10 protein-coding genes are annotated in these 12130 nt (G+C 70.2%); 3 read left to right on the top strand and 7 right to left on the bottom strand.

The features are described from left to right. Positions 1-309 precede the first annotated feature (309 nt). Complete coding sequence (locus tag B7X32_RS02790) at positions 310-1485, bottom strand: glycine C-acetyltransferase (RefSeq protein WP_292715711.1); 1176 nt, start codon at positions 1483-1485, stop codon at positions 310-312. Positions 1486-1494: 9 nt separating this feature from the next. Beyond that, positions 1495-2538 carry an L-threonine 3-dehydrogenase gene (gene tdh / locus B7X32_RS02785; RefSeq protein ID WP_292715708.1) on the bottom strand — a complete coding sequence of 348 codons (1044 nt, stop codon included), beginning with the start codon at positions 2536-2538 and terminating at the stop codon, positions 1495-1497. A gap of 87 nt (positions 2539-2625) precedes the next feature. Between tdh and B7X32_RS02780 the strand changes: the two genes are divergently transcribed. From B7X32_RS02780 to B7X32_RS02770, 3 genes are all read left to right on the top strand, one after another. After that, a complete protein-coding gene (locus B7X32_RS02780; RefSeq protein ID WP_292715705.1) occupies positions 2626-3528 on the top strand; it encodes a LysR family transcriptional regulator in 903 nt (300 codons plus the stop codon). A gap of 57 nt (positions 3529-3585) precedes the next feature. Beyond that, on the top strand, positions 3586-5637 hold the full coding sequence (locus tag B7X32_RS02775) for a M3 family metallopeptidase (RefSeq protein ID WP_292715702.1): 2052 nt from the start codon (positions 3586-3588) through the stop codon (positions 5635-5637). Between the two features lie 101 nt (positions 5638-5738). Continuing rightward, positions 5739-6239 (top strand): GyrI-like domain-containing protein, encoded by a 501-nt coding sequence (locus B7X32_RS02770; protein WP_292715699.1) that lies wholly within the window; start codon positions 5739-5741, stop codon positions 6237-6239. 13 nt (positions 6240-6252) lie between these two features. On the opposite strand, the gene clpX is transcribed toward B7X32_RS02770, so the two are convergent. From clpX to B7X32_RS02745, 5 genes are all read right to left on the bottom strand, one after another. Beyond that, positions 6253-7521, bottom strand: a complete 1269-nt coding sequence (gene clpX / locus B7X32_RS02765) for an ATP-dependent Clp protease ATP-binding subunit ClpX (RefSeq protein ID WP_292715697.1) — start codon at positions 7519-7521, stop codon at positions 6253-6255. 263 nt (positions 7522-7784) lie between these two features. Further along, entirely contained in the window at positions 7785-8636 is an 852-nt protein-coding gene (locus B7X32_RS02760) for an aldehyde dehydrogenase family protein (RefSeq protein ID WP_292715695.1), read from the bottom strand. Further along, positions 8633-10147 (bottom strand): aldehyde dehydrogenase family protein, encoded by a 1515-nt coding sequence (locus tag B7X32_RS02755; protein ID WP_292715692.1) that lies wholly within the window; start codon positions 10145-10147, stop codon positions 8633-8635. Before B7X32_RS02755 ends, B7X32_RS02760 begins: the two co-directional genes overlap by 4 nt. A 13-nt stretch (positions 10148-10160) precedes the next feature. Then, on the bottom strand, positions 10161-11162 hold the full coding sequence (gene deoC / locus B7X32_RS02750) for a deoxyribose-phosphate aldolase (protein WP_045272533.1): 1002 nt from the start codon (positions 11160-11162) through the stop codon (positions 10161-10163). After that, the gene (locus B7X32_RS02745; protein ID WP_292715687.1) at positions 11159-12112 is read right to left on the bottom strand and encodes a sugar-binding transcriptional regulator; all 954 of its coding nucleotides are present in this window, start codon (positions 12110-12112) and stop codon (positions 11159-11161) included. Before B7X32_RS02745 ends, deoC begins: the two co-directional genes overlap by 4 nt. Positions 12113-12130 lie beyond the last annotated feature (18 nt).

Here is a 12130-nt window from a genome sequence, read left to right as displayed (position 1 = left end):
CCGTTCGTCCCCGGCAGCATCGGGGAGTTCCAGTCCCGATCGGTCGGCCCGCTGCCGGCCACCAGGACGACCGCGGGGAACGGCCCCTCTCCGTCCGGCGCCGTGATCGTGCCGAACATGTCGATGCCGTCGAGCGTCCAGCTCACCTCTGCAGAGTGCGTCATGGACGAAGTCTGCCCCGGAATCCTCTCCGTTGCTGGGGCGCGCGCGGGGAACGTCGCAGACGCCCCCTCTGCGCGCCGACGCCCCCTCGCAGGAGCGGCGCTCAGAGGGGGCGCCGGTGCTGCGAGGGGGCGTCGGTGGAGGGGGTCAGGCGGCCGCGCGGGCGGCGACGAAGGCCGTGACGCAGCGCTCGACCTGCTCAGGAGTGTGCGCGGCCGAGAGCTGCACGCGGATGCGCGCGAGCCCGCGCGGCACCACCGGGAAGCTGAACGCGGTCACGTAGACGCCCTGCTTCTGCATCTCTGCGGCGACCCGTGCGGTCAGCGCCGCGTCGCCGAACATGACGGGGACGATCGCGTGCTCGCCCGGGAGCAGGTCGAAGCCCTCCTCGGTCATGCGGCGGCGGAACAGGGCCGCGTTCTCCTGCAGCTGCGTGCGCAGGGATCCGGATCCCTCGACGAGGTCGAGCGCGCGCAGGGTGCCCGCGACGATCGACGGCGCCAGCGTGTTGGAGAACAGGTACGGACGGGCGCGCTGGCGCAGCAGGGCCACGATGTCGCGGTGACCCGCGACGTAGCCGCCGCTCGCGCCGCCGAGCGCCTTGCCGAAGGTGCCGGTGTAGATGTCGACTCGCCCCTCGACGCCGCACAGCTCCGGCGTGCCGCGACCGTGCTCGCCGATGAAGCCGACGGCGTGCGAGTCGTCCACGAAGACCAGGGCGTCATAGCGCTCCGCGAGATCGCAGATGTCGGCGAGCGGAGCGATGTAGCCGTCCATCGAGAACACGCCATCGGTCACGATCACCCGGAAGCGGGCGTCCGCCGAAGCCTTCAGCTGCTCTTCGAGGTCCGCCATGTCGCGGTTGCGGTAGCGCAGCCGCCGGGCCTTGGACAGTCGGATCCCGTCGATGATCGACGCATGGTTGAGCTCGTCCGAGATGATCGCGTCCTCGGCGGTGAACAGCGTCTCGAAGACGCCGCCGTTCGCGTCGAAGCACGACGAGAACAGGATCGCGTCGTCGGTCCCGAGGAACGACGACAGCCGTCGCTCGAGCTCGAGGTGCTGCTCCTGCGTGCCGCAGATGAATCGCACGCTCGCGAGGCCGTAGCCCCACTCGTCGAGCGCCCCCTTGGCCGCCTCCACGAGGCGCTCGTCATCGGCGAGGCCCAGGTAGTTGTTGGCGCAGAAGTTCAGCACCTCGGCGCCGTCCGCGACGATCTCGGTGCGCTGCGGACCGCGGATCCCGCGCTCGTGCTTGGTGAGTCCCGCCTCGTCGATCCCGGTGAGCTCGTCGGCCAGGTGCTGCTGGAATGATCCGTACATCGTCGTCTCCTACAGTTCGGTCCAGTCGAGGATGATCTTGCCCGTGCCCGCGGAAGCGGCGGCCGCGAACCCCTTCTCCCAGTCTCGGGCCGGGAGCACCTCGGCGATGATGCGGGTGATCGAGTCGCGCAGCACCGGGCTGGTCTGCAGCATGGCGCCCATCGCGTTCCAGGTCTCGAACATCTCGCGGCCGTAGATGCCCTTCACGGTGAGCATGTGCGTGACGATCTTCCCCCAGTCCACGCTGAACGGACCGGTCGGCAGGCCGAGCATCGCGATCCGGCCGCCGTGGTTCATGTTGTCGATCATCGCGGGCAGTGCGCTCGGCGCCCCGCTCATCTCGAAGCCGATGTCGAATCCTTCGCGCATGCCCAGCGCGCGTTGCGCATCCGCGATGTCCTCGCGGGAGACGTCGACGACCGCGTCGGCGCCCATCTCGCGGGCGAGCTCCAGCCGAGGGGCGCTCACGTCGGTCGCGGTGATGAAGCGGGCCCCCACGTGGCGGGCGATCGCGATCGCCATGAGTCCGATCGGGCCGCAGCCGGTGACGAGCACGTCCTCTCCGACGAGGGGGAAAGCCAGCGCGGTGTGCACGGCGTTGCCCAGCGGGTCGAAGATCGCGCCGAGTTCGGGCGTCACATCGGCGTGATGCACCCACACGTTCGTCGCGGGCAGGGTGAGGTACTCCGCGTAGGCGCCGTCGCGCTGCACGCCGAGGCCGATGGTGCGGATGCACATCTGCCGGCGGCCGGCACGGCAGTTGCGACACATGCCGCACACGATGTGCCCCTCGCCGGAGACCCGGTCGCCGACAGAGATGTCATGCACCAGGGGTCCGACCTCGACGACCTCGCCGTAGAACTCGTGCCCGGGGATGAGCGGCGCCTTCACCGCGGAGGCGGCCCAGTCGTCCCAGCGCTGGATGTGCAGGTCGGTGCCGCAGATGCCGGTGCGGAGCACGCGTATGACCACCTCGTCGGGTCCGGCCACGGGGTCCGGCCGGTCGATGAGCTCGAGGCCCGCGTGCGGGCCGTCCTTGTAGAGAGCCTTCATGCTTCGATCCCACCGCGAACGACCCTGTAGATCAATCCCCACTGTCTGGAGCGAGCTTTAAGCATCGCTACATGCTTGACTGGACATATGCAGTTGCAGCAGCTTCAGATCCTCCGCGAGCTCGGCGCGCTCGGCAGCGTGACCGCCGTCGCGGAGGCCCTGCGCGTTACGCCCTCCGCCGTCTCCCAGCAGCTCGCGGCGCTGCAGCGCGGGGTGCGGGCCCCGTTGACGCGCAAACAGGGACGCACGCTCGTGCTGACGCCCGCCGGAGAGGCGCTCGCCGAGGCGGGCGCGGCTGCGCTCGACGCGATGGCCGCCGCGCGATCCGCCGTGGATGAGTTCGAGGCCACGGAAGGCGGCGTCGTCACGGTCAGCGGGTTCCTCAGCGCGGCGCAGGCGCTGTTCGGCCCCCTCATCCGCGCACTCGGAACCGGACCCGACGTCCCGGCGATCCGCTTCACCGACGAGGACGTCGCGCAGAGCGACTTCCCGGCTCTCACCGCGCGCTACGACCTCGTGCTCGCGCACCGCATGGAGCACAGCCCGCCGTGGCCGAAGACCGGGATCCGCGTGCTCACCCTCGCCGCGGAACCGCTCGATGTGGCGCTCTCCCCCGAGCATCCGCTCGCACAGCGCGCATCGCTGCGCCCGGCCGACGTGGTGGGCGAGCGCTGGGTGACGAGCCGGGCCGGGTACTCCCCCGATGACGTGCTGCGCACGATCTCCGCCATCACGAACCGGCCGGCCGAGATCGTGCACCGGATCAACGACTACGGCGTCGCCGCGTCCGTGATCGCGACGGGTGACGTGATCGGCGTGCTCCCCCGCTACACCTCGCCGGGCACGGATGCGGTCGTGCGCCGTCCGCTGCAGTACGTCAGCACCAACCGGATGATCGATGTGCTCGCCCGGCCGGAGAACCTGCGGCGGCGCTCCGTGCGCCTCGTCTCCGACGCGCTGCGCAAGGTCATGGCCGATCTGACCGGCTGAGGCGCACCCTGCCCCGCGTCGCCCCCTCGGATCGGAGTGATCTTCTAGGCTCGGAGGATGACGGTCGAGACCAACCCGCTGCTCACGCCCTCCCCCCTCCCCTACGCGCTGCCCGACTACGGCCGCATCCGCGTGGAGCACTACCTCCCCGCGTTCCGGCTGGGGTTCGAGGAGCAGCTCGCCGAGATCCGTCGGATCACGATGGTGCGGTCGATGCCGACGTTCGAGAACACGATGGTCGCCCTGGAGCAGAGCGGCGAGCTCCTGGACCGCGCATCCCACGCGTTCTACACCGTGGCCTCTGCGGATGCCACGGCCGAGATCCAGGCGATCGATGAGGAGCTCGCTCCGCTGATGGCCGCCCACCAGGACGCGATCCTGCTCGATGCGGCTCTCTACTGGCGGATCTCGCAGCTCCACGACCAGATCGATGCCCTGCCGCTGGAGCCCGAGCAACGGCGCCTCGTCGAGCGCTGGCATCGCGAGATGACACTCGCCGGCGCGGCACTCGACGAGTCGGCCAAGGCCCGGCTCACCGAGCTCAACCAGCGGATCTCCTCGCTCAGCACCATCTTCGAGAAGAACCTGCTCGCGGACACGAACGAGCTGGCCGTCGTGTTCGACGACGCGGCCGACCTCGACGGCCTGAGCGCCGGAGAGCTGTCTGCGGCCGCGCGCGCCGCTTCCGAGCGCGGGCTCGAGGGCAAGCACCTGCTTGCGCTCCCCCTGTTCACCGGCCACCCGGCGCTCGCGGCACTCAGGAACCGGGAGAGCCGGCGTCGCGTCATGGAAGCCTCGCGCTCTCGCGGAGCGCGCGGCGGCGAGCACGACAATCGCGGCGTCCTCGCAGAGATCGCGAGCCTCCGGGCCGAACGTGCGGCGCTCCTCGGCTACGCGTCCCACGCCGCCGCGGTGACGGCCGATGAGACGGCGGGCACGCCGGAAGCCGTGGAGCGCATGCTGCGCGAACTCGCGGTGCCGGCCGCCCGCAACGCGGCCGCCGAGCGCGCGGCCCTGCAACGGCTGATCGACGACACGGAGACGTCGCCCTTCCCCCTGGAAGCGCACGACTGGGCGTTCTACACGGAGAAGCTGCGCACGGCGCAGTACGACATCGACACGGCGGCTCTGCGCCCCTGGTTCGAGGCGGAGCGGGTGCTGCGGGACGGCGTGTTCGCGGCGGCCGGCCTGCTGTACGGGCTCACCTTCACCGAGCGGCCCGACCTGCCCGTCTACCACCCGGGTGCGCGGACGTTCGAGGTGTTCCAGGAGGACGGATCCGCGCTCGGTCTGTACGTGCTGGATCTGTACACCCGCGACAGCAAGCGGGGCGGCGCATGGATGAATCCGATCGTGAGCCAGTCCGCGCTGCGCGGCACGCTTCCCGTCGTCGCGAACAACCTGAACGTCTCGCAGCCCGCCGACGGCGAGCCGACGCTGCTCACCCTCGATGAGGTGAACACGCTGTTCCACGAGTTCGGGCACGCGCTGCACGGGCTGTTCTCCGAAGTGACGTATCCGCACTTCTCCGGCACCAACGTGTTCCGCGACTTCGTCGAGTTCCCGAGCCAGGTCAACGAGATGTGGATGCTGTGGCCCGAGATCGTCGATGCCTACGCGCGGCATCACGAGTCCGGCGAACCGCTCCCGGCCGGTCTCGTCGAACGACTGAGGGCGACCGAGACCTTCAACCAGGGCTTCGAGACCAGCGAGTACCTCGCGGCGGCATGGCTCGACCAGACTCTGCACACGCTGCCCGCGGGCGATGCGATCCAGGACGTCGCGGCCTTCGAAGCCGCGGCCCTCGCGGACATCGGGCTGGATGATCCCGCCGTGCCCACGCGCTACTCCTCTGCCTACTTCGCCCATGTGTTCTCCGGGGGCTACAGCGCGGGTTACTACTCGTACATCTGGAGCGAGGTCCTCGACGCCGACACCGTCGAGTGGTTCCGCGAGAACGGCGGCGCCCGACGCGCCAACGGCGAGCGGTTCCGTCGGCGTCTGCTGGGCGTGGGCGGAGCCAAGGATCCGCTCGAGGCCTACCGCGACTTCCGCGGACGCGACGCGGAGATCGCGCCTCTGCTGAAGCGACGCGGCCTCGATCGCTGACCGCACGCCGCGGATCGGGTGAGCCCCTGTCGGGGACGGGGCGCCCGACCTAGGCTGGTGGCGGACGCGGCGATGGACGCCGCGGCCGCGAGGAGGATCCGATGTCCGTGTTCTCGGAAGAGCCCTACGACGCCACGACCCCGGTCGATCTGCCACCGGCCTCGCTCGCCGCGGTCCACCGGACCGGGTTGCGGATCGACGACCTCGGATCCACGTTCGACGCGGCCTTCGGCGCGCTCGGCAAGGCGATCGCCGCGGGATCGCTCACACCGTCGGGACCCGCGGTCGCGGTCTATCGCGGCGACCCGATGGAGGTCTTCGATCTCGATGTCGGCTTCCCGGTCGATGAGGCGCTGTCCGCATCCCTCACGGTCGACGGGCTCGAGATCGTGGCCGCCGAGCTGCCCAGCGGACCTGCGCTGGCGACGACCGTGATCGGCCCCTATGACGGGCTCGGTGAGGCCTGGGCCCGGCTCGCCGGCGAGAGCACCGCGCTCGGGCACAGCCCCGCCGGCGTCTGGATCGAGGTGTACGTGTCCGATCCGAGCGTCACCGCCCCCGCCGAACTGCGGACGGACCTGATCCTCCCGGTCCTGCGCTGAGTCAGGGCGCCGCTCAGGCGCTCTTGCGCTTGCGCGCGAGCACCAGCGTGGGCGGAGCGCCTTCGTCGACGGCGGCGCGGGTCACGACGACCTTCTGCACGTCCTCGGTCGAGGGGATCTCGAACATGATCGGTCCGAGCACGTCCTCGAGGATCGCACGGAGTCCGCGGGCGCCGGTCTTGCGCTCGACGGCGAGGTCTGCGATCGACTGCAGCGCGTCATCCTCGAACTCGAGCTCCACGCCGTCGAGCTGGAACATCCGCTGATACTGCTTCACCAGCGCGTTGCGCGGCCCGGTGAGGATGTCGATGAGGGCGGCCTGGTCGAGTGGGGAGACCGAGGCGACGACCGGCAGCCGGCCGATGAACTCGGGGATCAGACCGAACTTGTGCAGATCCTCCGGGAGCACCTCGCTGAACAGATCCAGATCCTTGCCTTTGTCATGCAGCGGAGCGCCGAACCCGACACCATGCTTGCCGACGCGGGAGGAGACGATGTCCTCGAGCCCCGCGAATGCCCCGGCGACGATGAACAGCACGTTCGTGGTGTCGATCTGCAGGAACTCCTGATGCGGGTGCTTGCGACCGCCCTGCGGCGGCACCGAGGCGACCGTGCCCTCGAGGATCTTGAGCAGCGCCTGCTGCACGCCCTCACCCGAGACATCACGGGTGATCGACGGGTTCTCCGCCTTGCGCGCGATCTTGTCGATCTCGTCGATGTAGATGATGCCCTGCTCAGCGCGCTTGACGTCGTAGTCGGCAGCCTGAATCAGCTTGAGCAGGATGTTCTCCACATCCTCGCCGACGTAGCCCGCCTCCGTGAGCGCAGTGGCATCGGCGACCGCGAACGGCACGTTCAGTCGCTTCGCCAGGGTCTGCGCGAGGTAGGTCTTGCCGCAGCCCGTGGGGCCGATCATCAGGATGTTGCTCTTGGCGATCTCGATCTCGTCGGCCTTCTGCTCGGCCGGCTGCAGCGTTCCGTGGGCGCGCACGCGCTTGTAGTGGTTGTAGACCGCGACCGAGAGGGCGCGCTTGGCCTGGTCCTGCCCGACGACGTACTCCTCGAGGAAGGAGAAGATCTCGCGGGGCTTGGGCAGGTCGAACTCCGCGACCTCGCCGTTGGCGGACTCCGCCATGCGCTCTTCGATGATCTCGTTGCAGAGTTCGACGCACTCGTCGCAGATGTAGACGCCGGGCCCGGCGATGAGCTGCTGGACCTGCTTCTGGCTCTTGCCGCAGAACGAGCACTTGAACAGGTCGGCGCTCTCACCGATGCGTGCCATGTGCGTCCTCCTTCGAGACGTGGTCCGCGGTCGCCTCCGTGTTGTCACAAGGGGCGATCACGGCGTGGGAACACCGTGCGGCGTTGCCGCTGTTCGAGCCTAACCGCTGCATCCGACATCCGGCCGCATCGCCACGGATCCCCCGCGCCGCGCCGCTCCGCGCACGGCGAACACGCTCGGATCCGAGTCCTCACGACGAACGGCCCGCCTCCCGAGGTGCGGGGGCGGGCCGTTCGAGCCTTCGACGGGCTGGTCGTGCGCGATCAGACCATGCTCTTCGGGTGCCAGACCGTCTTCACCTCGGTGAAGGCGGCGATCCGCTGCGGCGAGGCCACGACCTCGCCCGGAGCCAGCACGCGCTTGAGCGTGTCGGCGGCCGCGATCTGCAGATCGACCCAGTCGATCCCGCCCGCTCCCGCCAGGTCCAGCGCGTTGACGTCGGCGTGCGCGGCGAGCCAGGGCGCGAGCTCGGCCGGGGATCCCGTGAGCACGTTCACCACACCGCCCGGCACATCGCTCGTGGCGAGCACCTCGGCGAGGCTGATCGCCGAGAGCGGGTACTGCTCGCTCGCCACGACGACGACCGCATTGCCGGCCACGAGCGCCGGGGCGACCACGGAGACGAGGCCCAGCAGCGCCGACTCCTGCGGTGCGACGATGGCGACGACGCCGGTCGGCTCGGGTGCGGAGATGTTGAAGTAGGCGCCTGCGACCGGGTTCAGGTTGCCGGCGATCTGGGCGTACTTGTCGCACCAGCCCGCATACCAGACCCACAGATCGATCGCCTCGTCGACCTGAGCGCCGGCGGCGGCCGCCGACACGCCCTGCTGGGCCACGATCTCGTCGACGAACTGTGCGCGACGGCCCTCGAGCACCTCGGCCACGCGGTACAGCACCTGGCCGCGGTTGTAGGCGGTCGCCTTGGCCCAGCCGGCCTGCGCCGTGCGCGCGGCCTTGACCGCGTCGCGGGCGTCCTTGCGCGACGCCTGGGCGGCGTTCGCGAGGAAAGCGCCCTTCGGGGTGGTGACCTCGTAGGTGCGCCCCGATTCGCTGCGCGGGAACGCGCCGCCGATCGCGAGCTTGTAGGTCTTGGGAACGGTCAGACGCGCGCTCATGCCGCGGATCCCTTCTTCAGCGCCTTGGCTTCGCTCTTGGTCTCGTCCTGCCGGCCCAGCGCACGCGGGGCGACCGCGGCCGGACGCAGGTAGGCGGCGAGGCCCTGCTTGCCGCCTTCACGGCCGTAGCCCGACTCCTTGTAGCCGCCGAACGGGCTGGACGGATCGAACCGGTTGAACGTGTTGGCCCACACGACGCCCGCGCGCAGGCGGTCGGCGACGGCGAGGATCCTGGATCCCTTGTCGCTCCATACTCCTGCGGAGAGGCCGTATGGGGTGTTGTTCGCCTTCGCGATCGCCTCGGCCGGGGTGCGGAAGGTCAGCACCGACAGCACGGGACCGAACACCTCCTCGCGGGCGATGCGGTGCGACGCCTCGACGCCGGTGAAGATCGTCGGGGCGAACCAGAAGCCCTTCTCCGGGATCACGCAATCGGCGGTCCAGCGCTGCGCCCCCTCGTCCTCGCCGACCTGGCTGAGCTCGCGGATCCTGGCCAGCTGCTCGGCCGAGTTGATCGCGCCGATGTCGGTGTTCTTGTCGAGCGGGTCGCCGAGGCGCAGCGTCGACAGGCGCGACTTCAGCCGGTCGATGACCTCGTCGTGGATCGATTCCTGCACGAGCAGGCGGCTGCCGGCGCAGCAGACGTGGCCCTGGTTGAAGAAGATGCCGTTGACGATGCCTTCGATGGCCTGATCGATCGGCGCGTCGTCGAACACGATGTTCGCCGCCTTGCCGCCGAGCTCCAGCGTGAGCGCCTTTCCGGTGCCGGCGACGGTGCGGGCGATCTCGCGCCCCACCGCGGTCGACCCGGTGAAGGCGACCTTGTCGACGTCGGGGTGGCGGACCAGCGCCGCGCCGGTGGCGCCGGCACCCGTGATGATGTTCACCACTCCGGCCGGAAGGTCGGCCTGCTGCAGGATCTCCGCGAAGATCAGCGCCGTGAGCGACGTGGTCTCGGCGGGCTTCAGCACGACCGTGTTGCCGGCGGCGAGGGCCGGTGCGACCTTCCACGCGAGCATGAGCAGCGGGAAGTTCCACGGGATGACCTGACCGGCCACGCCGTGCGCGGACGGGTTCGGTCCGGCGCCCGCGTAGTCGAGCTTGTCCGCCCAGCCGGCGTAGTAGAAGAACCACGAGGCGACGAGGGGCACGTCCACGTCGCGGGATTCCTTGATCGGCTTGCCGTTGTCGAGGCTCTCCGCCACGGCGAGTTCGCGGGCGCGCTCCTGCACGAGGCGCGCGATGCGGAACAGGTATTTGCCGCGGTCGCGACCGCTCATCTTCGACCACACCTTGGTGTAGGCGCGGCGCGCGGCGGCGACGGCGAGATCGACGTCCTCATCCGACGCGTGCGCGATCGTGGCGATGCGCGACTCGTCCGCGGGCGAGATCGTGCCGAACGAGGCGCCGCGCCCCTCGACGAACTCGCCGTCGATGAACAGGCCGTACTCGTCCTTCAGTGTGAGGATGCTCCGCGACTCGGGCGCGGGCGCGTATTCCAGGAATCCCATGCGTGGTCCTCCGTCAGTCGATCGTGACGTAGTCGGGGCCGGAGTAGTGGCCGGTGGTCAGCTTCTGTCGCTGCAGCAGCACGTCGTTCAGCAGGCTGGAGGCGCCGAAGCGGAACAGGTGCGGCTGCAGCCACTCCTCCCCGACCGTCTCGGCGACGTGCACCAGGTACTTGACCGCATCCTTCGAGGAGCGGATCCCGCCGGCCGGCTTCACGCCGATCTTCTCGCCGGTGAGCCGGTGCCAGTCGCGCACGGCCTCGAGCATGAGCAGCGTGACCGGCAGCGTGGCCGCCGGAGCGACCTTGCCGGTGGACGTCTTGATGAAGTCGCCTCCGGCCAGCATGCCCAGCCACGACGCGCGCTTGATGTTGTCGTAGGTGTTCAGCTCACCCGTCTCGAGGATGATCTTGAGCGAGGCGGACGTCCCGTCCCCGCGGCGGCAGGCGTCCTTGACGGCGACGATCTGCTCGAACACCTGTCCGTAGCGCCCGGAGAGGAACGCGCCGCGGTCGATCACCATGTCGATCTCGTCGGCGCCGGCCTCCACCGCGTCACGGGTGTCCGCGAGCTTCACGGCCAGCGAGGCGCGCCCGCTCGGGAACGCCGTCGCGACGGCGGCGACGGAGATGCCGCCGTCGTCCGGGTCGCCGTGCCGCGCACCGAGCGCCTCGACGGCGTAGGGCACCATGTCGCCGTACACGCACACCGCGGCGACCGAGGGGCAGGACGGATCGGAGGCGTCGGGCAGCTTGGCCTTGGAGACCAGCGAGCGCACCTTGCCCGGGGTGTCGGCGCCCTCGAGCGTCGTGAGGTCGATGAGGCGCACGATCGTGTCGAGGGCCCAGGCCTTCGAGGTGGTCTTGATCGAGCGCGTGCCGAGCGCGGCGGAGCGCTGCTCCAGGCCCACCGCGTCCACGCCGGGGAGGCCGTGCAGGAATCGGCGCAGTGTGAGGTCGTCGGGTTCGCCGCCGAGCACCTCCAGCGCGGTGCGCCGTGCGAGTTCGGTCGTCGTCACTGGTCCTCCAAGAGGGTCCGGGCGGTCGCCTCGTCGGTGACCACCATCGTGCACAGGTTCGCGGTCACGACCGTGCGGGCGATGTCGTGCTTCGCCTCTCCGGCCGTGACGAAGACGGCGGTGCGCGCCTCGCGCAGCCGCTCGAGACTGAGCCCGACCGTGCGGGCGTCGAGCTCGGGATCCACGATGTTGCCGTCGGCGTCGATGTAGCGGCCCAGCACATCGCCGACCGCACCGCGGCGGGCCAGCTCGTCGATGTCCTGGACGCTCAGGTAGCCGTTCTCGACGTGCGCGGACCGGGCGTCGCAGACGCCCGCCGTGAAGAGGTAGGCGTCGGCCTGCGCGGCCTGCTCGAGGACGCCCGCGACGGTGCGGTCGCGCTCGATCGCCTGCTTGGTCTCGAGCCGCTCGAGGATCGCGGGGCTGGGCAGCAGCGCGACGTGCCCCGACGCGCGCTGCGCGATCGTGGCGGCGAGGGAGGCGGCGCCTCCTGGACGGCGGTTCACGCTCACGCCGCCGTTCATCTGCACCACCGTGACGCCGCGCGCCCAGCCCTCGGCCATGCGCTCGGCGATCGCGGTGAGCGTTCGTCCCCAGCTCACGGCGAGGGTCTTCGGCACCGGGCGGAGGGCCGCGAGGTGATCCGCGGCGCCTTGCGCGACCCGGCCGAGGGTCTCGGTGTCGCTCGGCCCGTTCGGCACGACGACCGCGTCGGCGAGTCCGAAGCGCTCGCGCAGCTCCCGCTCGATGCCGAGCTTGCGCGCGCGCGGGTGCACGATCTCGATCCGCACGATGCCGTCGATGCGGGCCTGCTGCAGCAGCCGCCCGACCTTCCAGCGCGAGATGCCCAGGAGGCCGCCGATCTCGTCCTGAGTCTTGTCCTCGTCGTAGTACAGCTCCGCCACACGGACGGCGAGCAGCTCGTCGTCGTCGATGGCGGATCGGGGCATGCTCCGAGAGTACCCTTC

Origin of the sequence: Microbacterium sp. 13-71-7 (genome assembly GCF_002257455.1) — a bacterium.
In the GTDB taxonomy this organism is placed as follows: Bacteria; Actinomycetota; Actinomycetes; order Actinomycetales; family Microbacteriaceae; genus Microbacterium.
This window is presented reverse-complemented; position numbering and strand designations above follow the sequence as displayed.

Excerpts from the sequence above, each read along its gene's own strand:
- B7X32_RS02790 (WP_292715711.1), bottom strand. The coding sequence starts at position 1,485 with ATGTACGGATCATTCCAGCAGCACCTGGCCGACGAGCTCACCGGGATC.
- tdh (WP_292715708.1), bottom strand. The coding sequence starts at position 2,538 with ATGAAGGCTCTCTACAAGGACGGCCCGCACGCGGGCCTCGAGCTCATC.
- B7X32_RS02780 (WP_292715705.1), top strand. The coding sequence starts at position 2,626 with ATGCAGTTGCAGCAGCTTCAGATCCTCCGCGAGCTCGGCGCGCTCGGC.
- B7X32_RS02775 (WP_292715702.1), top strand. The coding sequence starts at position 3,586 with ATGACGGTCGAGACCAACCCGCTGCTCACGCCCTCCCCCCTCCCCTAC.
- B7X32_RS02770 (WP_292715699.1), top strand. The coding sequence starts at position 5,739 with ATGTCCGTGTTCTCGGAAGAGCCCTACGACGCCACGACCCCGGTCGAT.
- clpX (WP_292715697.1), bottom strand. The coding sequence starts at position 7,521 with ATGGCACGCATCGGTGAGAGCGCCGACCTGTTCAAGTGCTCGTTCTGC.
- B7X32_RS02760 (WP_292715695.1), bottom strand. The coding sequence starts at position 8,636 with ATGAGCGCGCGTCTGACCGTTCCCAAGACCTACAAGCTCGCGATCGGC.
- B7X32_RS02755 (WP_292715692.1), bottom strand. The coding sequence starts at position 10,147 with ATGGGATTCCTGGAATACGCGCCCGCGCCCGAGTCGCGGAGCATCCTC.
- B7X32_RS02745 (WP_292715687.1), bottom strand. The coding sequence starts at position 12,112 with ATGCCCCGATCCGCCATCGACGACGACGAGCTGCTCGCCGTCCGTGTG.